The organism is Hymenobacter sp. BT491, from assembly GCF_014349165.1.
Taxonomy (GTDB): domain Bacteria; phylum Bacteroidota; class Bacteroidia; order Cytophagales; family Hymenobacteraceae; genus Hymenobacter; species Hymenobacter jejuensis.
Map to the genome: position 1 here is coordinate 1,344,227 of NZ_JACSJJ010000001.1, position 24,844 is coordinate 1,369,070.

Sequence of the window (24,844 nt, forward strand, 5' to 3'; positions counted from 1 at the left end):
ATCACAAAAGGCCGGACACGTCCGGCCTTTTGTGATTGAATGCAAGTTGCAGCTAGTTCTTATCAGGATTCTTGTCAGTGTTTTTGACTTCCGCCTTTACGTCTTTGTAAGCGCCTTTCACGGCACTGCCTACCTTTTTGCCTACGTTCTCGGCGCCTTTAACTACACCTTTGCCGGCGTTAGTGGCGTCGGCGCCCACGTTTTTAGCGCTCTGCCCAACTTCCACGCCACCGCCTTTGGCGGCTGCTTCTTCTTTATGGCCGGTTGCTAGGTCAGCGCCCTGCGACACGCGCGATTCAGCTTTGTCAAACGATTTGAAGGCGGCGTATTTGAGCTTTTCTTTCGAGATTTCCAGTTTATCAGAGCCGCTGACGTCCTTTTTGATCTCATCGTATTTTGCGTCCATGGCCCGCCACTCAGCGTTGATGTTGCGCCAGTCGGCGATCTCGTAGCGGTCCTCGTTGGCCTTAATCATCTTCACAAAGTTCTCGTAGGTGCTACGCGCATTAGCCGCAGTCATGCTGGCCGCCGGGTTGCTGAGCTTGTAGTATTTGCCCGTTTCAGTTGGCACGTCGTCACTGCCGCTGGTCTTGGTAGTAGTTGTGGTGGTAGTAGTTTTGACTGTGCTGGGTCGGTTACGCCATGCCACGTCGCGCTTGTCGTAGGCGGTGGTGTAGCGGGTGCGCAACTGCTCGATTTCCTGGCGGCGGTTGTTGTCGTATTGGTCAGCGTATTTGTCAACGGCAGCCACTTTCGAGTCAAATTCCGACTTCATCTGGGTGGTTTCGTTGTTGTAAGCCTCTTCCGTTTCGTCGCCCACGCTATCGGCTTTTGTTTCCGCGTTCGACACGAAGGTTTTGAAATCGTTATAGGCTTTATCGCTTTCTTGCGAGGTCTCTTTTTTCTGGTTTGGCGTACATCCCAGTTGGGTAACAGTCAAGCCGACTACTGCCAGCAGCGCTGTTAACGCATTGATAGTTAGGATCTTTTTAAGCATCGCAACAAGGGTTTAATTTCATAAACGAAATATCCGCTTGCGAATATTTTTCTCTAACTAACGACGCCAAGCAAGCGCAGGTTGCGGAGCAGGTAGCGTTAGCGGCGCTTCCAGCAGGCCGTATAACTTTGAAGCATATCCGTAGCCGTCTTTACTTTGTCTGTCCCCGCCACACCCATCCAACTGCTCGATCTTGCGGCTCAGCACGCCGCTATTCAGCCAGAACTTGATGCGGCCTTAAGCAAAGTGATGCGCGCAGCAGCGTTCATTCAAGGTGCTGACGTTGAACAATTTGCCGAAGAACTGAGCCGGTATCTCGGTGGCCCGCATGTGATTCCGTGCGGCAACGGTACCGATGCCCTGCAATTGGCACTGATGAGTCTCCGTCTTACGCCGGGCGCCGAAGTCATTGTGCCAGCTTTTACGTATGTGGCTACTATTGAGACAGTTGCAATACTAGGCTTGCGGCCGGTGGTAGTCGATGTGCGGCCCGATACGTTTGGCCTCGACCCGGTGGCGGTGGCTGCGGCTCTCACGCCGCGTACGGGTGCGGTCATCGTTGCGCACCTGTTTGGGCAATGCGCTGATGTAGAGAGGTTGTTGCAAATAACTCATAATCAAGGTATTGTATTAATAGAAGACAACGCGCAATCCCTTGGCGCGACCTACACCTTTGCCGATGGCAGGCAAATGCAGGCCGGCACGGTGGGCGCGGTGGGTACGACGTCATTTTTCCCTTCCAAAAACCTTGGTGCCTTCGGCGACGGTGGCGCGCTTTTCACCCGCGACCCCGACCGTGCCACGTACCTACGCCAACTCGCCAACCACGGCCAGACCCGCAAATACTACCACGAGCACATCGGCCTCAACTCCCGTCTCGATACACTGCAAGCCGCCCTGCTGCGCGTAAAGCTCCGATACTTAGCCACTTGGACGGCCGCCCGGCAGCGCATCGCGGCCCACTATGATGCTGCGCTTGCTGATGTTGCCGACCTGCATACACCTGCCCGCGACCCCCGCAGCACGCATGTTTTTCACCAATACACTCTCACCCTTGAAAATGAGCAGCGCCGCAACCAACTCCGGCAGCATTTGCTCTCGCAAGGTGTACCCAGCGCTATCTATTACCCGTTGCCCGTGCACTTGCAGCCCGCTTATCATTATTTGAACTACAAAGCCGGCCAATTCCCAGTGGCCGAACAGTTGTCCCGTACGGTGTTGTCTCTGCCCATGCATCCTATGTTGACGAACGATCAGGTGGAGTATATTGTGGATGTAATACGCCGCTTTTAAGTGCCTATTGTTTGGAAATCAAAGCATTACATCAAGCCGAGAGTAATAAGCTTATGCCGCCGATCCGCTTCGTCATCTGTGGGGTAGGACACATTGGCCGTCGGCATGCTGCTTTGGTTTCTCGCCACGAACGGGCACAACTGGTAGGTATTGTCGACGTGCGCGCAGAACTACGACCAGAATTGGAAGCAGAATTTGGGGTGCCGTTTTTCAATTCTTTAGACGCCTTTTTTGCTTCCGAGATAGCCGCGGATGTCTTGACCGTGGCAACTCCCAATAACCTGCACGCACCCCAAGCCATTGCGGGGTTGCACCACGGCTTGCACGTCGTTGTTGAAAAGCCGATTGCTCTTCAATATATTGATGCTGAGGATATTGTGCATACAGCGCAGCAAACAGGCCGGTTGGTGTTTGGGGTAATGCAAAACCGGTACTCGCCCCCGGCCGCTTGGCTCAAGCAAGTCTACGACGAAGGCCGACTCGGCCAGATTTATCTCATCCAGATCAATTGCTTTTGGAACCGTGATGCGCGTTATTATCGTCCTGGCGGCTGGCGCGGCACCCAGGCCCAGGACGGCGGCACACTCTTCACGCAGTTCAGCCACTTCATCGATTTGTTGTACTGGGTTTTTGGCGACGTTACCAACCTACAGGCCCGCTTCCGAGACTTCAACCATCAGGGAATCACGGAGTTTGAAGACAGCGGCCTCGTTACTTTCGACTTGGTGCGTGGAGGTTCTGGCACGCTTCACTACAGCACCGCGGTGTGGGACCGCAACCTCGAAAGCTCCATCACGGTGATTGCCGAGCACGGCAGCCTCAAAATTGGGGGGCAGTACCTGGACCAAGTCGAATATTGCCACCTGCGCGACTACACGTTACCTGCGTTGCCCCCCACCAATCCGGCGAACGACTACGGGGCGTACCAAGGGAGCGCTGCCAACCATGTGCAAGTAATTGATAATGTGATAGATGTGATTCAGCATGACGCCGCTGTTACAACCAATGCGCAGGAAGGCGCGAAAGTGGTAGAGATCATTGAGCGGATATATCGGTTGCGGTAGTTTGGGCGAGTTCGGTGCTTTGGGCGGAAGTCGTGCCGAGGGGAAAGAATGGATCGGCCCCTGAATCTTTTAGCCAGAATAGATGTAAAGAATTGAGCCTGTAGGTTTTATTCTGCGTATCTATATACTATGACTTCCTACGAACAGCTAGCTTATGCGGAGCTGCGGACGTGGCAAGCACAGATGCAGCGACCGCCCTCATACCTCAACCGCTTCACGCGGCGAGTACAAATGCGCCTTAATGCCTGGCTGCCTGAGCGTTTGCACGAGGCCATCACGGTCACCATCAAGCAGATGGTGCGCGGCGTGCTGTACGGCTCTTCGTACCTCACGCGCCGGCCCACTGCCGATGCCTCGCTGGAAGAGCGTGAAAAGTCGGTTCGCTGCCGCGTGCGATCCTACCGCAACACGGCCTCGGCCGAAGGAGCCGTTACGGGCGCGGGCGGCTTCCTGCTGGGGCTGGCCGATTTTCCGTTGCTGTTAGGCCTCAAAATCAAGCTGTTATTTGATGTGGCGTCGCTGTACGGATACGATGTGCGCGACTACACCGAACGCTTGTACCTGCTGCATGTGTTTCAGCTGGCCTTTTCGAGCCAGCACACCCGCAACGAAGTGTACCACCGCGTAGTCAATTGGGAAGAGTATCGCCACCAGCTGCCCAAAGATGTGCAAGCTTTTGACTGGCGCACTTTCCAGCAAGAGTATCGCGACTACATCGATCTGGCAAAGATGGCCCAGCTGATGCCCTTCATTGGGGCAGCAGTAGGAGCAGTGGCTAATTACCGCCTGATCGAGCAGCTTGGCGAAACCGCCATGAACTGCTTCCGCATGCGGCGCTTTCTCGAGTCGGATGCTGCTGTACCCGCCGAAAGAGCCGCCTGACAGATCGCATTTGGTAATGCAAAGTTGCGGCACGTACCTTTGCAGCATCAATTCTTTCCCCATCAAAGGATTGTTTTTATATCGAGGCGTGGAGAGACAGGCTCTATGAAACGCCGGCAACCCTCGGACCATCCGAAACGGTGCCAAGTCCTGACCATATAAAAACAACAATGCCGTGGCTTTTTCCAATAACCTTTCTGCCCCGTTCCTGTTGTGTGCGCGTACGGCTGCTGGCTCCGTTCTGATAACGGCTGATCGTGCCTGTTGCAGCTTCGCATTTGGTTGTTGTTGCTGATTGTTTTTCGGTACTGCCGCAGCTTGTGGCCCCTAACGGAGTCAGAACTTATACTTATATATAAACCATTGAATATCAATAGTTTATATATAAATCAGTAAAGTAATTCTGGTATAGCCAAGCTGCGTAGTCCACAGCCCCTTTTTCCCGTTTCTATCGTGATAACCCGGCAGCAAGCCGGCCGGTGGCCCGCCTTGTCCGAACCGTATTGTATGTTAAAAAAATCATTGGAACTTCTGCGGCAGGAAGCTGCCGAAACCGGCTCTCATACTCTCAAACGCAGCTTAGGTGGCCTCAACCTGATTGCCATCGGCATCGGGGTAATCATTGGGGCGGGGCTTTTTTCGCTCACCGGCATTGCAGCCGCCAACCACTCCGGACCGGCCGTCACGCTGTCGTTTGTGGTGGCGGCCATTGGCTGCGCCTTTTCGGCTTTGTGCTATGCCGAGTTTGCCTCTATGGTGCCCGTGGCGGGTTCTGCTTATACCTACGCGTATGCCACTCTGGGTGAGCTATTTGCCTGGATCATCGGCTGGGATTTGGTGCTCGAATACTCTGTGGGTGCCGCGACTGTGGCCATCAGCTGGTCGCAATACTTGGTGCGCTTTCTGGCCAAATACGACCTTCACATGCCGGCGCAGCTCGTGCTTTCGCCCTTCGAAAAAGTTACGCTGGCCGACGGCTCGGTGGTGTCGGGTTTTATCAACTTGCCCGCCATCCTGATCGTGCTCTTCATCACGGCCATCATCATTCGTGGTACGCAAGGCTCGGCCGTTTACAACGGCATTGTGGTGGCCCTGAAGCTCTCCGTGGTGGCCGTGTTTATCGTGCTGGGCTGGCAGTACATCAACCCAGCCAACTACCATCCTTATATTCCGGCCAACACGGGCCACTTTGGCGAGTTTGGTTGGAGCGGAATTCTGCGCGGTGCCGGGGTGGTGTTTTTCGTGTTCATTGGCTTCGACATCGTGGCTACCATGGCGCAGGAAACGAAGAATCCGCAGCGCAACATGCCCATCGGCATCATCGGCTCGCTGGTGATCTGCACGATTTTGTTTGTGCTGTTTGGGCACGTCATGACGGGTCTGGCCAATTACACGGAGTTCAAAAACAGCGCGGCGCCGGTGGCCATTGCCATCGAGAAGACGCCTTATGCCTGGCTCAGCCAAGCCATCATCATCGCCATTCTGATTGGGTATACCTCCGTGATTCTGGTCGATTTGCTGGGCCAGTCGCGGGTGTTTTTTACCATGTCGCGCGATGGGCTGCTGCCCGGCGTTTTCTCCCAGATTCATCCGCGCTTCCAGACGCCGCACAAGTCCAATCTGCTGCTGGGCGTGTTTATTAGCCTGTTTGCCGGGCTGGTGCCCATCAGCGTCGTCGGCGAAATGACGAGCATCGGCACGTTGCTGGCCTTTGTGATGGTGTGCATTGGCATCCTGATTTTGCGCAAGCGCGAACCCAACACGCTGCGCCCGTTCCGCACGCCGTGGGTACCGCTGGTGCCGATCTTGGGCATCCTAACCTGCTTGGTGATGATGCTGTCATTGCCCGCCGACACTTGGATTCGTCTGTTTGTGTGGCTGGCCATCGGATTAGCGATCTACTTCGGCTATGGCAAGAAAAACAGCAAGCTGCGGCAAGGCATTCAGGCTGAAGCGCAACCCGCCCCGCAAGAGGTAATTAGTTGATATGAACTTACTTATAACAAAAGAGCCGGCGCATTGCGTCGGCTTTTTTGTTGTGCGTAAGTCAGGAGTAAATACCAATTCCGCCGCTTGGCGCTGTGGCTGCTGTACTATTTTGGGGTATATAACAGCTTGGCAATCAGGCCAGTCCAGCCGGTTTGGTGGCTGGCACCTAGGCCTTTGCCGTTGTCGCCGTGGAAGTACTCGTGGAACAGGAGGTAGTCGCGGAAGTGCGGGTCCTTTTGCAGCAGCTTGTACTTGCCAAACGCGGGTCGTTGGCCTTTTTTATTGCGAACAAACAGCTTGGTCAGGCGTTCGGAGAGGGCCGCGGCGATTTCTTTAAGGGTGCTGAACTGCCCCGAGCCCGTCGGATATTCTACTTCGAAAGTATCGCCGTAGTAAAAATGAAAACGCTGTAACGACTCGATTATCAAGTAGTTAATTGGGAACCAGATGGGACCACGCCAGTTGGAGTTGCCGCCAAACAAATCCGAAACCGACTCGCCGGGGTCGTAGCGCACCGAGAAATCCATCTCGGGGGTTTCGTACACGTACGGATGCTCGAGGTGGTAGCGCGAGAGGGCGCGCACGCCGTATTCGGAGAGAAATTCGGACTCGTCGAGCATGCGGTGAAGGAGCTTTTTCATGCGGTGCCCGCGGAGCAGGGAAAGCAAGTGCCGCTCGCCCTTGCCCGGTTCCTGCCACCGCGACACTAACTCGGCCAAATGAGGCCGGTTGTCCAGAAACCACTTCAGTCGGTACTGAAATTCGGGCATGGCCGCCAGCATTTCGTCGTCGAGCACCTCCACCGCAAACAGCGGAATCAGACCTACGATAGAGCGTACTTTCAAGTGAATGCGCTCATCGTCAGGCGTATGCAGCACGTCGTAAAAGAATTCGTCTTCCTCATCCCACAGGTTGTAGGCTTCATCGCCCACCTTGGTCATGGCCTCGGCGATGTAGAGAAAGTGCTCGAAAAACTTGCTGGCCATGTCCTGATAAACTGGGTTGGTTTTGGCCAGCTCCAGCGCAATACGCATCAGGTTAAGGGCGTACATCGCCACCCAACTCGTGCCGTCGGCTTGCTCGATGTAACCACCGGTCGGCAGGGGCGCGCTGCGGTCGAATACGCCGATGTTGTCAAGGCCCAAGAATCCGCCCTCGAAAATGTTGCGGTTATCCTTGTCTTTGCGATTGACCCACCACGTAAAATTGAGCAGCAGCCGATGGAAAACGGCTTCTAGAAAGGCAATGTCGCCTTGGCCGTTGTTCTGCTTCTGGTCCATCTGGTAGACGCGCCACGTAGCCCAGGCGTGTACTGGCGGGTTTACGTCGGCTAGGTGCCACTCATAGGCCGGCAACTGGCCGTTGGGGTGCATGTACCAGTCGCGCGTGAGCAGAAGGAGTTGCTTTTTGGCAAACTCGGGGTCGAGCATGGCCAACGGAATGCAGTGAAAGGCCAGATCCCAGGCGGCGTACCACGGGTATTCCCACTTATCCGGCATCGAGATGATGTCGGCGTTGCGCAGGTGGCGCCAGTTGCTGTTGCGGCCCTTCTGGCGCTGCGGCGGCGGCGTGAGCACAGCCGGGTCTCCATCGATCCACTGGGCTACATCGTAATAATAATACTGCTTGCTCCAGAGCATTCCAGCAAATGCCTGACGCTGAATGCGTTGCAAGTCAGGTGTGGCCAGCGATTCTTCGAAGTGCCTATAGAATTCATCGGCTTCCTGCTGCCGCGCCGCAAATACCTCTTCGAAGCCCGCAAAAGGTTGCTCCAGGTCGGTGTTGTTGCTCAGCCGCAGGCACACCGTCTGGCTCGTGCCGCCCTCGATAGTAAAAGAGTAGTGGGCCGCCGCCTTGGTGCCGCGCTCCAACGGGTTGATGGCCGCGATATCATGGTTGAGGATGTAATCGTTGATGCCATCTTTGAAAAAAAGCCGCTCTGGCGGCAGGTTGTAGAGGCGCGGGCCGTTGGTATCATTGTCGCAGAAGAGCAGCTCGGGGTCTTGGGCGCAGTACAGCTTGTAGGAGCCCAATAGCTCGTGCTCGGTCTGCAACGTGCTGGTGCCGCCAATGCTTATTTTGGGGCGTGCAATGCCAAAATCCCAGGCCCAGGTATTCCGGAACCACAGCTGCGGCACAATGTGCAGCGGTGCCGCTTCCACGCCGCGGTTGTGGGCCGTCACCCGAATCAGGATATCGTCGGGGCCGGCTTTGGCGTACTCAATAAACACGTCGAAGTAGCGGCCTTTATCGAAGATGCCAGTGTCAAGTATCTCGTATTCAGGTTGTTCGCGAGTGCGTTGCTTGCTTTCCTGCACTAGCTGCACGTACGGAAACTCCTGCTGCGGATACTTGTACAGCATCTTCATATAGGAGTGCGTGGGCGTGTTGTCGAGGTAGTAATAACACTCTTTCACGTCCTCGCCGTGGTTGCCCTGACCGTTGGTGAGGCCAAATAGGCGCTCCTTCAGAATGCCATCGACTCCGTTCCAAAGGCCCACCGAAAAGCACAGCAACTGCTCGTCGTCGCTGATGCCGCCAATGCCTTCTTCGCCCCAGCGATACGCTTTGCTGCGGGCCATGTCGTGCGTAATGTATTCCCAGGCATTGCCGTTGGCGCTGTAGTCTTCTCGAACGGTGCCCCATTGCCGATCGGTAAGGTAAGGGCCAAATTTTTGCCAGTTGGCCGTTTGGGCTTTGTTTTCAGCCAAACGATGTTGTTCCTGCGTCATGGAAGTAAATAGGTGCCCATTGAGGTGAAAAAAGGCAGCTCGTTGGCTGCCGGGCACATCACCCGTTGCCGATAAAGCCCGGGAAAAGTGTCATGCCGCCATCCACGAAAAGTGTGATGCCGTGCACGTAGTCCGATGCGTCGGAGGCGAGCCACACCGCGACTTCGCCCACGTCGTGGGGCTCGCCGATGCGGCCGTAAGGAATGAGTTTGAGTAATTGTTCGGCGGCCTCCGGCGTATCCCAGGCCTCCTTGTTGATGGGCGTTTTGATGGCGCCCGGCCCGATGGTATTTACCCTGATTTTGTGCTGCGCCAGCTCCTGGGCCATGGTTTTCATGAGCAGCATCACGCCGCCTTTGGAGGCCGCATAATTGGCGTGGCCAGCCCACGGAATTACTTCGTGCACCGAGCTCATGCAAATGATTTTGCCAGCCGCTTTGGATACTTCGGGCTGCACGCCGCGCCGGATAAACTCCTTAGCGGCTTCGCGGGCGCAGAGAAACTGGCCGGTTAGGTTCACGTCAATCACCTTTTGCCACTGCTCCAGCGTCATCTCCGTGAAAGGAGCATCTTGCTGAACGCCAGAGTTATTAATCAGAATGTGTAGGGTGCCGAACCGGTCAAGAATCTGGCCAAACATCTTCAGCACGTCGGCTTCCTTGCTTACGTCGGCTTGCAGGGCAAGGGCTTGGCCGCCAGCCGCTTCAATTTCTTTGACCACTACATCGGCGCCTTCCGCATCGTGCACATAGTTGACGATTACTGTCGCGCCGGCTTCGGCCAGCGACTTGGCCACGCCCGTGCCGATGCCCGAACTAGCGCCGGTTACGAGCGCAATTTGTTTGTCCAGATGGGGTGTAGTAAGAGTAGAGTCGGCCATAGATCAGGTGAATTGGATAAACAACAGCACGGCGAGTATAGGAATTCTACGTCTCCGATGCAGCGGCAATTGGCAAAGGGCCTTTCCCGGTCCCTTGTTCGCTCAAGCCAGCGATACGTTACGTTTGGAAACCAGTTGCGTTGCGCAAAACTGAACAGGAAAACTTATTGTTATTTATGTAATATATTGATAATCAAGTTATTATGAATTTGAAAAACATGTAGCTCTGTGAGGGTTATGCAGTAAGTGCAGCAACCTTGCGTATGCCAGATAACCCTAAATATGCGCGAGCGAGGACTGTAGGCTGCAATCTTATTTGCCTCATTATAGAATATGACTTATTGATAAGCACATGACTATATCTGGTAATATCCCGTTGTACTAGGATTAAAATTCGATTAACATAAAAAATAATAAAAAATGTTATATACATTTGGGGTACGTTCCCGCAAGTTCCAGTAGCAGTGTTGATGAGTGTCGTTGTTGCTGACTGTTACTAGAGAGTTTCCCACCCGGTTAGCTTCTTACATTAACGCGAATGGGTATGAATACAGAATACTCTATCCTGGTTAACAGCACGGATAGCTACGATGATTGTTGGGGTCCGTTTTTCACGTTGTTTAAAGCGTATTGGCCTGATTGTCAGCAGAAAATATACCTAAATACCGAGCATAAAGACTTTGCTTTTCCCGGGTTGGATATCCGGCCAACGCAGGCCAGCCTGCGCACAGGACAAGCGGAGCTGACCTGGAGCGAATGCTTTCTGAACGCCTTCGACACGATTGAAAGCGATTACGTGTTGTATCTGCAAGAAGACTACTTCCTGAAGGGATTTGCTCAACCGGCGAAGATTCAGGAATTGGTTAACCTGATGCAGGCGCACGACATCACGTATGTAGGCCTGTCCGATCCGGGTAACCTAGGCCCGTTCACCCCGTCGTTCCACCCTGATTTGTGGACCGTAGGCCAGAAAGATGCCTACCGCATTAGTTTACAGGCCTCTCTGTTCAACAAAGAGAAGATGCGGCGCTACGTGCGCAAGCACGAAAACCCTTGGCAGTTCGAGTACTTCGGCAACAAGCGGGCGCACCGCGTCAAAGATTCCTTCTACACGCTCAACCGCGACCTGTATCCGCACAACGATTTGTTTCCCTACGACGCGACGGGCATCGTCAGCAAGCAGTGGGATAAGAAAGTGGTGCTGGAGCTGTTTGAGAAGCACCACATCGACATCGACTACGCCCAACGCGGCTTTTTTACGCCCACCACGCAAAAGCCCAAGCGCAAGCCCATTACCGTTGAGAACGTGCTTTCCCGGCTTAAGTCTCTTATTTAGAGGCGCTTGTCTTTCTGATAAAAGCCAGCAGGTCGTGGCGCAACGGAGTGGCTAGCAAAAGGCCCGCATACAGCGCCGTAAGCAAACCGGAGCGCAAGAGCATCGTCACAAAGATGGAGTGGATCAAGGGCAGGCTCCAAGCTGCCAACCCCGCAAGAGCGGCCGCACCCAATATCATAACTATCTGATAGTCAAACGGTTGCATGCGGTAGCTTTGCCACACAAACCACGTGCGCGCCACATTGATGCTGACCAAAGCAAGCAGTGCGGCCAAGGCGGCCCCTTGCAGCCCCAATGGCGGAATCAGCAGCAGGTTGAGCACCACCGTAGCTACGGCCAGGGAGATGTTGAAAATCAGATCGTAACGGTACCGCGGCGACGTCACCACGATCAGGCCATTGACGCCCGTAATGCTGTCGAACAGCCGCCCGGCCAGCAGCAAAAGTACCGCCGTAGTGCCGGCCGCGTACTCGGGGCGCTTAATGAGCGAATAAATAAAATCGAGGTTGAGGCCAATCCCCAGCGCCAGCCAGCAACCCGCGACCGTAAGCAGGCGCGTGGTACGCCGGTAAAAATCGGCCATGCGGGTGAGGTCTTGCTGCTTCCAATAATCGGCCAGTAGGGGGAAAGCGATTTTGCCCAACGCCCGCGCCGGAATCACCAGCGCCGTGCTAATGTTCATGGCGATGGCATAGATCCCGGCATCGGCAAAGCTGCTTTTCGAACCCAGCATCAGCGAATCGACTGACATGATGATGGTACCCGAGATGTTGGATAGCAGTGCAAACGCTCCAAAATTGACCAATTCCCGCACCGGCCGCACCCGCAGCACAGCCCGCGTCGGCCGTAGGTGTAGCTCTCCAATGGCGGCCAAGTAGGCCGTCAACACCAACGTTATCAAGCTATTGACGCCGATATACGCCAGCACAAACTCGTGAAACGTGAGGTAGCCTTTGCCAAACAGAAAGGCCACCACCGCGATCAGGATACGCAGCAGCACTTCCTGCAAAAAGGAAGAGAAAGCCGTGTGGTAGAGGCCTTTGAGGTACGCGTCCTGCAACGAATACAGCAGCGTAAATAGCGCCAGCACCGCGCCCCACAGATAGTAAGGGCCCAGCAAATCGGCGTCGTGGGCGTATAGCTGCAGCACCAGCGGGCGCCCCAGCAGGTACAGCACCGTGATGACGGCAAACCCGAGCAGCGGCAGCCCAAGCAGCAGCGGCAAAAACCCGTGGTGGCGGTTTTGGGCGTCGCGGAAATACGGAAAGAACCGAATGCCCATGCTGGCAAAGCCAAACGCCGACAATTGCGCGTAAATCGTGGCAATAGACGCCAGCACCGTGGTCAGGCCCATCTGCCTGGGTTCCAGGAAGCTAGGCAGCAGCAGCGTCGTATTGACGAAGCCCAGTCCCAGTCCGAAATACGAAATAACGGTGTTGCGCAGCCCTTGCCGCTGAACGATGCCCAATTCAGTTATGCCTTATCAGTGTGAATCGCCGGTTACCCGCCGATTTTGCGCCGCCAGAATTTCAGAGCCCGTCAGAAATGCGGTGTTGCGGCTGCGAAGGTACTTCATGATGGCGTGGAACTGCCGCGGCCCGGTCAGTTCGTTGGCCGGGTCGAAGTTTTCGTTGTGCCACAGCAGGGTAAAGATGCCCCCAAACCTCTCGATTTCCTGTAGCATCGGCGTGAGCGCCGGCAGAATTTCAGTGGGCTGGAGCTGAAGGTACTTTGGGTGGTGCAACGTGGCATCCATCACGTTAAGCGGAATCTCGAGAAAGTTGTGCGCTCTACCGTGCTCAAAATCAAAGGGATAGAAGGGAAGGCAGTAGGAATGGCGAAAACCGAAATGCTCGGCAAACCCAAGCGTCGAATCAAAGGCAAAATGCAGCTGGTCAACAAGTTGGGGCGTGATGCGGGGTTCCCAGCTTAAGTAGTGAAAGCGCAATCCGCAAGTATCTGATTCTGAGGCATTTATCTTAGAAGCCTCGCCGCGCAGCCGATTAGCGTTAGTCGCGGTGCCAATGCTGCCGTGTAGCGCTAATTCTGCTCCTTTGGCCTGCAAACTCTGCATCCTCCGCCAGATACTCTGGAGTCGGTAGTCTGCATTAGGTGTGCCGTTGGGCGCCGGCTGATGCTGGGGCAGTAAAAAAAACGTGCTCTTTGCATCGTGCTCAGCTACAGTTGCTTGCACGTGTTCAAGGTTGTCCCAGGCGTCGGGTTGGGTGAAACGAAGCCACAGTTGTCGACCGAAGGCCAGCCAATCGCGCCGGCGCAGGGCTGCTTTAGCGGGCGCTTTCCAGGCGCTGTGAAGGTTGTCGATGTCGTGCGTAACAAACGTGGCAAATGGTGCTTCGTCCGTCCAGCGACGCGAGTGCAACTTCCGCCCCGTAACGTGCTCGACCGCTGTTTTAAGCACGTCGAAGTAATAATTTACCACGGGTAGCGTCACGAAGCCATAGCGCTGCTGCACACTGGCTTGGAACGGAAACCGCCCATGTTGGTCGCGGGCTTCCGAGAAATATTCCTGCCATCCACTCAACAGATAAAACGCTCCTGAAATTATATCTGCTTGAATAACAACGCGTTCTGAAGAAAACTTCAGTAGCTCAGCAGCCAGAGCAACGTCGAAGAAAAACGGCACTCGCCGGCCGCGCCACTCGCGCCAAGTGGGCGCGGGCGGATAAGAAGACGTCTGGCTAAAGAAAGCCCCAGCGCCAGCCGTTATTTCTACTTGGGAGCCCGTACCCTCATAGCCAATCGAAACCTCTGCGGCCCCGGGGTAGGCGACCCTAAAATGCAGCAGTATATATGCCAGTCTGGCTTGGGTGGAGGCCGCCGCTGAGGCGAGCCGAGAAGGCGTAACATATTGAGCAGAAGCCATTACGCGCGAAGATACTAGACCAACGGAAGCCAAGCTTGCACTATGCTCAGCGCGCGCCGCTGGCTGTAGCCCTCGTCAGGCGTGCCAAGTGTTGCGTTGTAATAAGCCGCCCGGTGATAATGATCCAATGGCTTGTATGCCTGGTATTTACGAAGCAGGGCAGCTAAGTCGGGAAGCGTGTGGGCCTGATCGACGAGGCCGTGCGCGACGTAGCCATAATAGTCTTCCGCAACGCCGTGCGGATTGAAACGGTAATACAGACTCGCTACATTCAGGAGGGTAGCTTCGAGGTGAGTTGAGGTATCAGCGGCAATCAACGCGTCCTGTTTAAGCAGAAACTCGAATATGTTTTCCCGGCGCGCATCCGAGACCAGCAGTTGCGGGTGCGCTCGCAGGAAAACAAAGTCGCGCCGGTCGCTGGGGTGCGGGCGGAAGGTGAACGTGAGCGCAGGAAACTCTCGCAGCAAGTACTCAACCACGACCGCGATTGCGTCCGTATCGTCCAGAATATTGCAAGCGATACCAACATGCGCAACATGTTGATTTAGATTGCGTTGCGTCAAAAAAGCGTCGGCTTTGGGCATGCCCACCAATTCAACACGGCCCCGGATCGGGCCGCACTGACGGTATTTGTCGAGCGCATCCTGCCCCTCCAACAAGCTCAGATCGAAGCCCAGCGGCGGGAAATTGGTGCTAACACTCGCATGTTGCACGTAGGCGGTCGGGATGCCACAGGCGCGGGCAGCCAGCAGCAACGCGCGCGCATCGTCGTTGTGATCGTTGGCGAAAATAATGGCCCGCGGACGGTAGTGGTGCAGCGTCCGCACGTACACTTCGTAGTAGCCAATAGCGTTGAAAATCAGATCGAAAAAGCGCCAGGCTCTCTTGCCTTCTCTTTTGTATAAGCCCCAAAAGACAATAGGTAATTGCCAGTAGTACAGTAGCTTACGACGAAGGGAAAGGCGGTTGACTAATTTGTTGTACCGGCCAATTTCCTTTTGTTGGCCTGCTACCAGCACCGTGTCTGGGCGGCTTTCCCGGATGAATTGCAGCGATTCGTAATTGTTCTGGCTAACTACATACAGCCATACCGCGCCATGCAGGTTTTCGGGAGTGCGAATGGGCCGAAACACATTGCCGAGTAGCCTTACCACGCTGTAGCCCAGTGTTTTGACCAACCGCTTAAGCGGATTAGGCGGGGAGATGCTGGCCAGCACATGTGCTGGGAACGAAGCAAAATGATCCGTAAAGCGGACGTACAAAATATCCTGCAGGCGTGCTACTAGCCGGGTCACCATGTTCTTTCGGTCATCGCTTCGGCAGGTTAGCCAATGTGGCGCACCAGCATAAAAGCTTCCGCATACGGCTGCCCGATCACAATGCCCCAGCGCTGTGCCAAAATACGAAGTGCTTCCGGGGAGCGGGGGTGTGGGTAGGTACGCTTCTCAAACTCATAGGCTTCCATGCCGGAAATTTTAGCGTCTACATCCGCCTCCGACACGGCCAGAAAAAAATTGGGCAAAAATGGGTTGGGATAATTTGCCGCTTGCCACTCAGTTGACGAAGGCGTTTCGCAAGCCAGAATCGTGCGCATGGGTTCGCCCGGCAGCGGTCGGCAAGCCGTCACCACGGCTTCGAACGTGCGGCGATGGTCGATGTTGGTGTCGCCGCCGTGGTGGGTGAAAATGATGTCGGGCTGAAAGGCTTCTTTTTCCTGCTCCACAACCTTTACCATATCCAGTAGGTCTACCGAATCGAAGCGGTTATCGGCAAAATCATACACGCCGGTAGAGGTGTAGCCGATGGCGGTAGCCGCCCGTTCGATGTTGCTGCGGTGCACTGTCAGCGCGGCCGACCATTTTTCCGGATCGCGAACTGCCGATCGTGACGTAATGCCTTCACCCAGAATAATGGCCCGAGCCGTGCACCCTTGCCGTTGCACCAGACGGTGAATGCTGGCTCCTAAGCCCAGCAACTCGTCGTCGGGGTGGGCCACTACAACCAATATCTTCTTGTTAGTCAACTCCATCGGCGTCGGGGGATACGGCTAAAAGACGACGGTATTCTTCTGGCAAAACGGACGAGAAAGGTTGTCCGTTGTAAAACTTAATGCCGCGGCGGCGCAAAAAGTCTCGAAAATCTTCTTCCACAGCCGTAAAGGTTCCGCTGGTTTTCATGGTATCGAGGTGGAAGACTGCGCCGTTGCAGCGTACTTGCTGCGTATGCGTGTCGTAAGAAATTTCAACAGGCAGTTGCTTGTAGGCCGCCAACTGCTGATAGTCATGAATGATGCGCCGCACTAGTTCTTCGTTGCGCCCAGTATCCTGACTGGGGTAGAAGTTCTCGCGCAAAATCTTCACCGGAATTCCGCCAGCTAAGCAGCCATCAGGTAAATCCTTGTTAATCAAAGAGTTAGTACCAATGACTACATTGTTGCCTATCCGGCGGTTGGGCAGTACCGTCGATTTGGCTGGCAGCCACACTTTGTCGCCAATGCTCACAGGGCCAAAGTCGGCCGGAAAGCCCTCTAGCACAGGGAGGTAGGAGCCGTGCGTCCAGACGGCGACGTCCTCCCCAATGCCGACGTACTCGCCGATGGAAATGGAGTGGTTGACATTCAGCGTGATACGGGCGCAAATCATAGAATATGAACCCACGCGCAGGTGGGCGTCTTCGCTGAATTTGCCTCCGTGGCCCACAACTACATTCGAATCCCAAAAGACATATTCGCCCACCTTAACGGTACGGGCGGTCAGGTTATTGGCGTTGCCAAAGATGGTCAGATCCCCGATTTCCAAGCGCTGGCCGATCAAAAAGGCATTGCCCGCGCCGATCGTTACGTTGTTGCCGATGTGGCATTCGGTGGCCCGGATGGTAGTATTGGGCCCGATGCGAAAGTTATTGCCGATGTGTAGGCGCTCAGCAATGATATAGCTCCCGTTGTCAAATTTCCGGATTTCCATAGCCGTGAAGGTAGAAAAATGGGTCGTTTAACCGCGCGGCTTACAATACGGACCACGTAAGCGCCGTGCCCCGCCGAATGGCCTGCCGCGCCGGTCGGCCTAGCACCTGTGGCAAGTAATGGGGCGCTAAGCCATGCCCCGGCCGGATGACGCGAATGTTGTCTTCGGTCAGCAGCTCGCCCGCTTCAATATCCTTCACCACGTAGATGGAGCGACGAAAAGCCAGCGACTTCTGCTCGGCAGCTGTGGGGCCGTAATGTACTGTGCCTAAGGCTTGTTGGGCCTGCTGACACTCCTGCACCAGACGACGCATTTCGGACGGTTCCATTGAAAAGGAAGAATCCGGGCCGCCATCCGAGCGCCGGATCGTGAGGTGCTTTTCAATAACTGTAGCGCCCAAAACCGTGGCTGCTACGCCCACGCCCGTGCCCATGGTGTGGTCGGAAAGGCCGACTTGGCAGCCAAACATAGCCCGCAGGTGCGGAATGGTTCGCAAATTGGTATCGAGCGGCACGGCGGGGTAGGTGCTCGTGCACTTCAGCAACACCACCTGGTCGTTGCCTTCGTCGCGCACGGTGCGCACCATGCGTTCGAGGTCGGCCAGATCGGCCATGCCCGTGGAAATAATAACGGGTTTGCCCGTATGCGCCGCCCGCCGGATAAGATCAGGCCAGTTGTTTTCAAACGAGGCAATCTTATAAATCGGGCAGTTCAGAGTTTCCAGGAAATCAATGGCTTCCACCGAAAAGGGCGAGCTGAAACCCACCATGCCGCGTTCGGCGGCGCGAGCAAAAATAGGCGCGTGCCATTCAAAAGGGGTGTGGTTGGTGGTGTAGAGTTCGTATAAAGATTGGCCTTCCCAGTCATCGTTGGCGCCGCGGACGATAAAATCGGGTTCGCGGCTGTCGAGGGTCAGCATATCGGGAGTGCTGGTCTGAATTTTCAGCGCCTGACACCCCGCATCGGCGGCGGCATCCACGATTTCCAGGGCTTTTTCCAGCGATTGGCCGTGGTTGCCCGACATTTCAGCGATGATAAACGGTGCGTTGCCCTCACCGATGCGGTGGTTGCCGATGATGATATCCTGCATGGAATTAGGAAAGGTGGCCCGACGGCGCAATGTCCAGCCGGAATACTTCGTACGATTCGTGATGCAAACTTACGGGGTCTTGGCGCACAAAACCCAGTTGCTCGAATACCCGCCACGAAGGCCGGTTTTGGGTTTTTACCTGGCCCACCAACACAGCCGCGTCCGGACGGTCGCGGCGAATCTCCATAATGGCGCGTCGCAAAATCGCTAGCCCCAAGCCGCGTCCGCGGTGCTCAGCGGCCACCGAATAGTCGATGGTGCCCTTGCTGTCGTCGAACTCGATGCGCACTTGCCCGATTGGTATGCCTTGATCTTCAAATAGATACAAATAAGCGTCTGGGTCGGCGAGGCGGCGACTAAACCAAGCAAGGTGCGTCGGCCATGCAATCGGCTCGGAGTGGATCGCGTTGCGGCGTACGGCAGCGTCATTGGCCCAGGCAAAGTATTGCGCTGCGTCGGCAGCCGTCGCTTGGCGTGCAGTGAGCTTAAACGATAGGTATAATGCACTGAAAACTTTCACCAATCGCTGTCCGGCAAGTCCATCAAAAACCTGGCGTTGGCGTTGGCGCATCTGCTCAGCAATTGCTGCCAGCCCATCATCCGACAAGCTTTCAATTGCCGCGACCGGTAAGGCAAGGCCCGATGAAGTTAGGTAGGCAAGCAGGTTACGTTGATTATCAGCGATCTGATGCAGCAGCAGCAAGCCGCCCACGGCGCAGCATTCGTAGGCCATGCCGCTCGGTGGGCACACCATCATGCTGCACTCCGCAAGCAGCGCCGCTAAGGCACCTGCGTTGAGGCAGTGGTGCAGGCGCACATTGGCCAGGGTAGCAGTCGCATCTTCCAAGGCCTTCTGATGCGGATAAGCAGCGCCGGTTACTACCTGCATCAAGTGGTGCGGAAACCGATGTCGCAGCGCCAGTAGCTGTGTCAGCGTATGGTTTTCGGGATCAGCGCCGCCCATGTTCAAAAAGATAGATTTACTATCTATCTGATAATTAAGCGATTGGGTGGGCTTGTGAAATTCAGGCCGAAGCAACGCATAGGCAGGGCCCAAACACAGCGTCGTGCCCGGTTCGCAGGAGTAGGCGCTTGGCGCAATACCGCCCGCATGATTGATCACGATGTCGGCCCAAATGTGCTGATTAGCCAAGTCATCGAGGCACACCAGCGCCTGCCGACGTTGCTTAAGCGTTTGCTGGTATTCCGAATTAAATCCGTAGCCGTCCAGCACCAGAATGTCGTGGGGTTGCACCTGTTGCAGCAACCAGACAGGCTCATCAGGCAGGCCAAGAGCCGCGGGTATCTCCGTCAAGGAGTCACAAACGCCCAGAATTTGCAGGCGTACGACCTCGTCGGGTTCCCGAATGATAAATTCGCAGCGGAAAGCGCTACCGAGCATTTCAGCCAGGGCAAGGCAGCGCACAATGTGCCCCAACCCAATGCGGGAGTTGCCGTCGGCCCGAAAAATTACCCGCGGCCCTGCGCTCATGCTACAACTTTTTTTGTTCTACGTGGGCATTCAGGGCCACCAGCTCGGGGTGCGCATCCAGCAGCTCGATTAGGGCTTCGGCGGGAAGCGACGCCGCATTGTACTGTTCAATCAGCACTTGGATCAGGCGAAAATCATCTGCCGTGTCGACCGTCAGGCGGTAGTTGCTGCGATCGTGGGAGCGGGTAAAGTGCTGAAAGTGAACGTTCCCTGATCGGTTTTGGTGGATATAGGGCGTGACGTGCTCACGGTCGCTGGGCAAGGTTGCCTCGCGATGAGCTTCCTCTAGCAACTCGCGGGAAAAAATCTCGAAGTCGAAGCCACGCGGAAAGGTGCGCTCTAATGCGTTGGATAAGTAAAGTCTGCCATTGCCCTGGGCCAGATACTGCTGCACGCCCTGCGCCACCAGCGCTCCGTCGATCAGAGGGCAATCGGAAGTGACGCGTACGATGATATCCAGATTGTTTTCGGCGGCACATTGCTGGTAGCGGCGTAGCACGTCTTGCTCATCGCCGCGGGTACAGGGCAGATGCGCTGCCTCCGCGAATTGTGCCAGCGCGTCGTCGGTAGCATTGCTGGTAATAGCCAGATAAATAGGTAGTTGGCTGGCTGCAAGCCGTTCAATGTGGTAATGTAGCAAGGGCCGGCCGCCGACTGCCATAAGCACTTTGCCGGGCAGGCGGGTGCTTGTCATGCGAGCCTGGGAAATAATGCCGATACGGGGCGCCGCCGGTAAGGTCATACGAGGCACTTAGTGAGTGATAAACTCCTGGATACAAGCCACAACGTAAGCCTGCTGCTCATCCGTGAGCGAGGGAAACGTCGGAATGCTCAGGCAGTGATCATAATATGCTTCCGCATGCGGGAAATCTCCTTTTTTCCAGCCCAGCTGCTGATAATACGGCATGGTATGCACCGGGATGTAGTGTACCTGCGCAAAAATCTGCTTTGTGCGCAGGAAGTCGTAGAGGCCTTTGCGGTCGTCTACCTGAATCACGTATAGGTGGTATGCATGTCCCGGCGCTGTGCCCAAAGGCTGTACGCCGGGCATAGCTATAAACGCTGCGTCATACCGCGCGGCCAGTTGCCGCCGCCGTGCAAGGCCTTCGTCGGCACGCTGCAATTGGCTGATACCCAAAGCGGTAAGCATGTCGGGCATGCGGTAGTTATAGCCCAGCGTTTGCATTTCGTAGTACCAGCCGCCGTGGTGGTGGTGCAGCAAGCCCGGATCTTTGGTGATGCCATGGGTGCGGAGCAGCAACAGCTTGTCGTACAGATCTTTACGGTTGGTGGTAATCATGCCGCCTTCGCCCGTGGCAATGTGCTTGACCGGGTGGAATGAAAAAATGGCCAAGTCGGCGTACTGGCCATTGCCGCACCACTGCGCTACGCCTTGGCTATCGGTGAAAAAGCCGCCCGGCGAATGCGCAGCATCTTCGATCAGCCACAGGCCGAACTCGTCGCAAAGCTGACGCGCTGCTTCAAGATCCACGGGCAAGCCCGCAAAATCCACCGGAATAAGGCCATGAAAATAGCCTTTGGGATGAGCTGCTAAAAGCTGGCGAACCTTCTGTAAATCAATTAGTCCGGTAGCTGGGTCGATGTCGGCAAAATGCACCTCGCCGCCACAATAAAGCACCGAGTTGGCCGACGCCGCAAAGGTGATAGGCGTGGTGATCACGCGCTGGCCGGGCTGCACCTCGAGCGCCAGCGTGCACAAGTGCAAGGCCGCTGTGCCATTGCTGACTGCTACGGCATAGCTGGCACCTATATAGGCCGCAAATTTTTCCTCAAACTCCGCCACTTTGGGCCCTTGCGTAAGAAAATCCGAAAGCAGGGTTTCGGTTACGGCCTGCACGTCGGCCGCGGTAATGTGTTGGCGACCGTAAGGAATGGGTGTCTCCACGTGATAAAGCAGGAATGAAAAGTACGAGCGGTTAGGCCGAATCAGCCGGTAGGCAGGGCCGCAAAGGTAAAGCATTCTGCGGCCCCAAATGATTTCAAAGCCAAGTCAGCGCACAAGGTCGATGCTTCTGCCTTATGCGTTCTCAACCTTGCGTAGTGAGGAAAAGATCATTTTATAAACCATTAATTATTAATCATTTATGTAAAAAGGCCGCCTTGCATAAGGCGGCCTTTTTTAGTGACAATTTTTGAGAGTTTAAGCTTGAAAAGTAGCGTCTACGTGCAGCCGGATTTCTTCACGGATCTGTTCGGCGTCGAGCCACTCGTCGTTGTTGGCCGAATCGTAGTGGAAGCCGGCTGCCACGCGTTTACCCCCGAAATGCTGAATGAATTTTTCCGTGTCCCACTGCGGTGTGTAAGGTAGAATCACGTAGTATTTGTCCAGCTCGACAGTGCTTAAGGCGTCGGTTTCGGTGATCATTTCTTCGTGCAGCTTTTCGCCGGGGCGGATGCCTACAATCTCTTGGCGGCAATCCGGGCCGATGGCTTTGGCTACTTCCGTGATCTTATAGCTCGGAATTTTAGGCACGAAAATCTCACCGCCCCAAGCGTTCTCCAGCGCATACAACACCAGATCAACGCCTTGCTCCAAGGAAATGTTGAAGCGCGTCATGTCGGGGTGGGTGATGGGCAATACACCGCTATGCCGGCGCTGCAAGAAAAACGGTACCACCGAGCCACGCGAGCCAATTACGTTGCCGTAGCGCACCACCGAAAACCGCAGATCGCGCCGGCCTTTCATGTTATTGGCGGCCACAAACAGCTTATCGGAACAAAGCTTCGTGGCGCCGTAGAGATTGATCGGCGCTGCGGCCTTGTCCGTGCTCAGGGCCACCACGTCTTTCACGCCGCAGTCGAGTGCAGCATTGATCACGTTTTCGGCGCCGAAAATATTGGTTTTGATGCACTCCATCGGGTTGTACTCGGCGGCGGGCACTTGCTTGAGCGCTGCGGCGTGCACAAGGATGTCGACACCTTCGCAGGCCCGCTTCAGTCGCTCTCCGTCGCGCACATCGCCAATGAAATAACGAATGGCCGGGTACTTGGCGTGCGGGAATACCTGCGACATTTCGTACTGCTTCAGCTCGTCGCGCGAGTAAATAACCAAGCGTTTCACCTGCGGAAACTGCTCAAATACGGTCTGCACAAACTGCTTGCCGAATGAGCCGGTGCCGCCGGTCACCAGGATGGATTTATGATTTAAGTCGAGGGCCATACGTAAGAAAGCAACCTGTACTGGTTGGCATAAGGAGGGCAAAAGTAGGCATTCCGGAACGAGGTTGCGTACTTTTGTGCGCTGGCGGCTTCTTCAGGTTTGCCATACCGAGCCCACGAGGCTTTTCTACCGCTTCGTGGCACCGATCGGAACTACTTACGGTAGAGAGGCTTCGCCGAGCGCACCATGACCGCTATTTCAGATACCGTTCCCAAAGTTGCCCTTCCCGAACCCGTCAAAGTCGTTATCTGGGACCTCGACGATACGTTTTGGCGCGGTACGCTCTCAGAAGGGGCAGTGGAGGCCCTGGAAGAAAATCTGGCTTTGGTGCGCGACACCGCGGCCCGCGGCATCGTACATACCATCGTTTCCAAAAATGATTTTGCAGCGGCCGAAGCCAAGTTAATAGAGCTAGGCATTCGCGATCTGTTTGTGTTCCCTCAGATTAGCTGGCAACCTAAAGGCCCCATAATCAAGGAGTTGCTGGAAAAGATGCAGCTGCGGGCTCCCAATGCGCTCTTTCTCGACGACAACCCCATCAACCGGGCTGAGGCGCAGTACTACAACCCCAAGCTGCAGGTAGCCGACCCTGCCGACTTGCCGCACTGGGCGCCTGTACTGCGCGCAAGCGGCAAGCCTGACCCCGAGTTTTCGCGTTTGGAGCAATACAAGCTCCTCGAACGGCAGCAGCAGGCGCGGTCCGCTTACCAAGACAACGTGGCCTTTCTGCGCGATTCGCAAGTACACATTGCGTTTCGCGAAGGCGCCGCCGTCATTCCCGATCTCGACCGGATTGAGGAATTGATCAACCGGTCTAATCAACTGAACTTCACCAAGAAGCGCGTTACAAAAGAGGAGTTGCGCGCAAGCTTCTCCGATCCAAGCCGCCGCTGGGGTACTGTGCGCGTCCACGACCGTTTTGGCGACTACGGCTTAGTGGGCATTTATTGCCTCAACCAGCCCGAAAACCGCCTGGAACAACTCGTGTTTTCTTGCCGCATCCTGCACCTTGGCATCGAGCAATTCACGTACGCATGGCTTGGTTTCCCAGCGCTGGAAGTGCAAGGCGAAGTGGCCACAGAGCTCAACACCACCGATCGCCCCGATTGGATAACGGTTGATGCGCAAGATGTTGATAAGCAACTTGTTGTGGGTGATTCACCACCCGTCGTTTCAACGCAGTTGCGGATATTGCTGAAAGGGGGCTGCGACTTAGGACAGATGACGCCGTTTTTGCAAGCTTTTCAACTATCTGTAATTGAAGAGTTTAACTACGTTAACGAAAACCAGATTCCGGTTCACATCGAACATACGGCGCTGTTGCGGGCCGGCCATGAACTGCCCGCTACCGAGCAACAACGCCTTGCGAAGTCTTTGCCGTTTTTGGGGCAGGAGGCATTCGATACCAAACTATGGTCGGCTGATTATGATGCTTTGATTTACAGTCCGTTGATGGATTATACCCAGGACCTGTACCGTGAAAAAGCAACCGGTCTGAATATTCCTTTTGGCGGCTACCACGACCTCACAACTGCCGACCCGGCAGCACTAGCGGCTCGCTACAAGCAGCGGCGCTTCCGCGGCATGGACGAAGCCTTCCTGCAGCGCTTCCGCCACGATTTTCAGTTTGAAGGCCAGATTTCACCCCTCCGTTTTAAGCAAAATCTTCGCTGGCTGCGCGAGCAGCTACCCAGTGCGCTGCCTGTTTTCTTCTTGAACGGTGCCGAAATTGAAGTGCCTGGTTCTAACGAGCCAGGTGCCAAAGAGCGGCATATTATTATGAACCAGGCGCTTGCTGAATTTGTGGCCGAAGCTGATAATTGCTTTCTCATCGACGTACGCGATTTTGTCCGGACGCCCGCCGATGTCACCAACAACCTGCGGCATTACCACCGGGCGCACTACCGCACGCTGGCACAGCAAGTAGCCGAGGCCATAAGTGCGTGGCACGGACGACAATTGCCGCGTTCTGTCTGGGCCGATTGGCGCGCTCAGCTTGCCAGTCGGGTACCGGGCAAGCTAAAAGGAGTGTGGGAAAAACTGCGGTAGCGTACCAACCGG

The 24,844-nt window shown here is 55.3% G+C and carries 19 protein-coding genes and 1 riboswitch; of the genes, 6 read left to right on the forward strand and 13 right to left on the reverse strand.

The annotated features are described in order from the left end of the window. Positions 1–52 precede the first annotated feature (52 nt). The gene (locus tag H9I52_RS05725) at positions 53–997 is read right to left on the reverse strand and encodes a DUF6565 domain-containing protein (RefSeq protein ID WP_187453036.1); all 945 of its coding nucleotides are present in this window, start codon (positions 995–997) and stop codon (positions 53–55) included. Positions 998–1,153: 156 nt separating this feature from the next. On the opposite strand from H9I52_RS05725, the gene H9I52_RS05730 reads away from it, so the two are divergent. From H9I52_RS05730 to H9I52_RS05745, 4 genes are all read left to right on the forward strand, one after another. Then, a complete protein-coding gene (locus tag H9I52_RS05730) occupies positions 1,154–2,290 on the forward strand; it encodes a DegT/DnrJ/EryC1/StrS family aminotransferase (RefSeq protein WP_262385945.1) in 1,137 nt (378 codons plus the stop codon). 53 nt (positions 2,291–2,343) lie between these two features. Next, positions 2,344–3,354: a Gfo/Idh/MocA family protein gene (locus H9I52_RS05735; protein WP_187453037.1), complete on the forward strand. Its 1,011-nt coding sequence runs from the start codon at positions 2,344–2,346 to the stop codon at positions 3,352–3,354. Between the two features lie 129 nt (positions 3,355–3,483). Further along, complete coding sequence (locus H9I52_RS05740; protein ID WP_187453038.1) at positions 3,484–4,236, forward strand: EcsC family protein; 753 nt, start codon at positions 3,484–3,486, stop codon at positions 4,234–4,236. A gap of 73 nt (positions 4,237–4,309) precedes the next feature. After that, positions 4,310–4,401, forward strand: a riboswitch (SAM riboswitch). Between the two features lie 342 nt (positions 4,402–4,743). Further along, positions 4,744–6,222, forward strand: coding sequence for an amino acid permease (locus tag H9I52_RS05745; RefSeq protein ID WP_187453039.1), 1,479 nt, complete (start codon positions 4,744–4,746; stop codon positions 6,220–6,222). 107 nt (positions 6,223–6,329) lie between these two features. Here H9I52_RS05745 and H9I52_RS05750 read toward each other — a convergent pair whose 3' ends face one another. Together H9I52_RS05750 and H9I52_RS05755 are read right to left on the reverse strand one after the other, a co-directional pair. After that, entirely contained in the window at positions 6,330–8,957 is a 2,628-nt protein-coding gene (locus H9I52_RS05750; RefSeq protein ID WP_187453040.1) for an MGH1-like glycoside hydrolase domain-containing protein, read from the reverse strand. Positions 8,958–9,015: 58 nt separating this feature from the next. Continuing rightward, positions 9,016–9,837, reverse strand: coding sequence for an SDR family oxidoreductase (locus H9I52_RS05755; protein ID WP_187453041.1), 822 nt, complete (start codon positions 9,835–9,837; stop codon positions 9,016–9,018). Positions 9,838–10,381: 544 nt separating this feature from the next. On the opposite strand from H9I52_RS05755, the gene H9I52_RS05760 reads away from it, so the two are divergent. Beyond that, complete coding sequence (locus tag H9I52_RS05760; RefSeq protein ID WP_187453042.1) at positions 10,382–11,173, forward strand: hypothetical protein; 792 nt, start codon at positions 10,382–10,384, stop codon at positions 11,171–11,173. On the opposite strand, the gene H9I52_RS05765 is transcribed toward H9I52_RS05760, so the two are convergent. The 10 genes from H9I52_RS05765 to pseB all read right to left on the reverse strand — a co-directional run bounded on the left by H9I52_RS05765 (position 11,166) and on the right by pseB (position 22,783). Further along, positions 11,166–12,641 carry a lipopolysaccharide biosynthesis protein gene (locus H9I52_RS05765; protein WP_187453043.1) on the reverse strand — a complete coding sequence of 492 codons (1,476 nt, stop codon included), beginning with the start codon at positions 12,639–12,641 and terminating at the stop codon, positions 11,166–11,168. The genes H9I52_RS05760 and H9I52_RS05765 overlap by 8 nt on opposite strands. A 15-nt stretch (positions 12,642–12,656) precedes the next feature. Next, positions 12,657–14,057: a DUF7033 domain-containing protein gene (locus tag H9I52_RS05770; RefSeq protein WP_187453044.1), complete on the reverse strand. Its 1,401-nt coding sequence runs from the start codon at positions 14,055–14,057 to the stop codon at positions 12,657–12,659. 14 nt (positions 14,058–14,071) lie between these two features. Continuing rightward, a complete protein-coding gene (locus H9I52_RS05775) occupies positions 14,072–15,355 on the reverse strand; it encodes a hypothetical protein (RefSeq protein ID WP_187453045.1) in 1,284 nt (427 codons plus the stop codon). 26 nt (positions 15,356–15,381) lie between these two features. Beyond that, positions 15,382–16,086, reverse strand: a complete 705-nt coding sequence (locus H9I52_RS05780) for a PIG-L deacetylase family protein (protein WP_187453046.1) — start codon at positions 16,084–16,086, stop codon at positions 15,382–15,384. Next, positions 16,073–17,020: a hypothetical protein gene (locus H9I52_RS05785; RefSeq protein ID WP_187453047.1), complete on the reverse strand. Its 948-nt coding sequence runs from the start codon at positions 17,018–17,020 to the stop codon at positions 16,073–16,075. Before H9I52_RS05785 ends, H9I52_RS05780 begins: the two co-directional genes overlap by 14 nt. A gap of 40 nt (positions 17,021–17,060) precedes the next feature. Next, a complete protein-coding gene (gene pseI, locus H9I52_RS05790) occupies positions 17,061–18,110 on the reverse strand; it encodes a pseudaminic acid synthase (RefSeq protein WP_187453048.1) in 1,050 nt (349 codons plus the stop codon). Positions 18,111–18,114: 4 nt separating this feature from the next. Further along, complete coding sequence (gene pseG, locus H9I52_RS05795; RefSeq protein WP_187453049.1) at positions 18,115–19,602, reverse strand: UDP-2,4-diacetamido-2,4,6-trideoxy-beta-L-altropyranose hydrolase; 1,488 nt, start codon at positions 19,600–19,602, stop codon at positions 18,115–18,117. Position 19,603: 1 nt separating this feature from the next. Further along, positions 19,604–20,344 carry a cytidylyltransferase domain-containing protein gene (locus tag H9I52_RS05800; protein ID WP_187453050.1) on the reverse strand — a complete coding sequence of 247 codons (741 nt, stop codon included), beginning with the start codon at positions 20,342–20,344 and terminating at the stop codon, positions 19,604–19,606. 9 nt (positions 20,345–20,353) lie between these two features. Next, positions 20,354–21,508 carry a UDP-4-amino-4,6-dideoxy-N-acetyl-beta-L-altrosamine transaminase gene (gene pseC, locus H9I52_RS05805; protein ID WP_316248002.1) on the reverse strand — a complete coding sequence of 385 codons (1,155 nt, stop codon included), beginning with the start codon at positions 21,506–21,508 and terminating at the stop codon, positions 20,354–20,356. A 255-nt stretch (positions 21,509–21,763) separates the two neighbouring features. Next, positions 21,764–22,783 (reverse strand): UDP-N-acetylglucosamine 4,6-dehydratase (inverting), encoded by a 1,020-nt coding sequence (gene pseB, locus H9I52_RS05810; RefSeq protein WP_139513489.1) that lies wholly within the window; start codon positions 22,781–22,783, stop codon positions 21,764–21,766. Positions 22,784–22,969: 186 nt separating this feature from the next. Between pseB and H9I52_RS05815 the strand changes: the two genes are divergently transcribed. Next, positions 22,970–24,832, forward strand: a complete 1,863-nt coding sequence (locus H9I52_RS05815; RefSeq protein WP_187453052.1) for a hypothetical protein — start codon at positions 22,970–22,972, stop codon at positions 24,830–24,832. Positions 24,833–24,844: the final 12 nt, after the last annotated feature.

Excerpts from the sequence above, each read along its gene's own strand:
- H9I52_RS05725 (WP_187453036.1), bottom strand. The coding sequence starts at position 997 with ATGCTTAAAAAGATCCTAACTATCAATGCGTTAACAGCGCTGCTGGCA.
- H9I52_RS05735 (WP_187453037.1), top strand. The coding sequence starts at position 2,344 with ATGCCGCCGATCCGCTTCGTCATCTGTGGGGTAGGACACATTGGCCGT.
- H9I52_RS05740 (WP_187453038.1), top strand. The coding sequence starts at position 3,484 with ATGACTTCCTACGAACAGCTAGCTTATGCGGAGCTGCGGACGTGGCAA.
- H9I52_RS05745 (WP_187453039.1), top strand. The coding sequence starts at position 4,744 with ATGTTAAAAAAATCATTGGAACTTCTGCGGCAGGAAGCTGCCGAAACC.
- H9I52_RS05750 (WP_187453040.1), bottom strand. The coding sequence starts at position 8,957 with ATGACGCAGGAACAACATCGTTTGGCTGAAAACAAAGCCCAAACGGCC.
- H9I52_RS05755 (WP_187453041.1), bottom strand. The coding sequence starts at position 9,837 with ATGGCCGACTCTACTCTTACTACACCCCATCTGGACAAACAAATTGCG.
- H9I52_RS05760 (WP_187453042.1), top strand. The coding sequence starts at position 10,382 with ATGAATACAGAATACTCTATCCTGGTTAACAGCACGGATAGCTACGAT.
- H9I52_RS05770 (WP_187453044.1), bottom strand. The coding sequence starts at position 14,057 with ATGGCTTCTGCTCAATATGTTACGCCTTCTCGGCTCGCCTCAGCGGCG.
- H9I52_RS05775 (WP_187453045.1), bottom strand. The coding sequence starts at position 15,355 with ATGGTGACCCGGCTAGTAGCACGCCTGCAGGATATTTTGTACGTCCGC.
- H9I52_RS05780 (WP_187453046.1), bottom strand. The coding sequence starts at position 16,086 with ATGGAGTTGACTAACAAGAAGATATTGGTTGTAGTGGCCCACCCCGAC.
- H9I52_RS05785 (WP_187453047.1), bottom strand. The coding sequence starts at position 17,020 with ATGGAAATCCGGAAATTTGACAACGGGAGCTATATCATTGCTGAGCGC.
- pseI (WP_187453048.1), bottom strand. The coding sequence starts at position 18,110 with ATGCAGGATATCATCATCGGCAACCACCGCATCGGTGAGGGCAACGCA.
- pseG (WP_187453049.1), bottom strand. The coding sequence starts at position 19,602 with ATGAGCGCAGGGCCGCGGGTAATTTTTCGGGCCGACGGCAACTCCCGC.
- H9I52_RS05800 (WP_187453050.1), bottom strand. The coding sequence starts at position 20,344 with ATGACCTTACCGGCGGCGCCCCGTATCGGCATTATTTCCCAGGCTCGC.
- pseB (WP_139513489.1), bottom strand. The coding sequence starts at position 22,783 with ATGGCCCTCGACTTAAATCATAAATCCATCCTGGTGACCGGCGGCACC.
- H9I52_RS05815 (WP_187453052.1), top strand. The coding sequence starts at position 22,970 with ATGACCGCTATTTCAGATACCGTTCCCAAAGTTGCCCTTCCCGAACCC.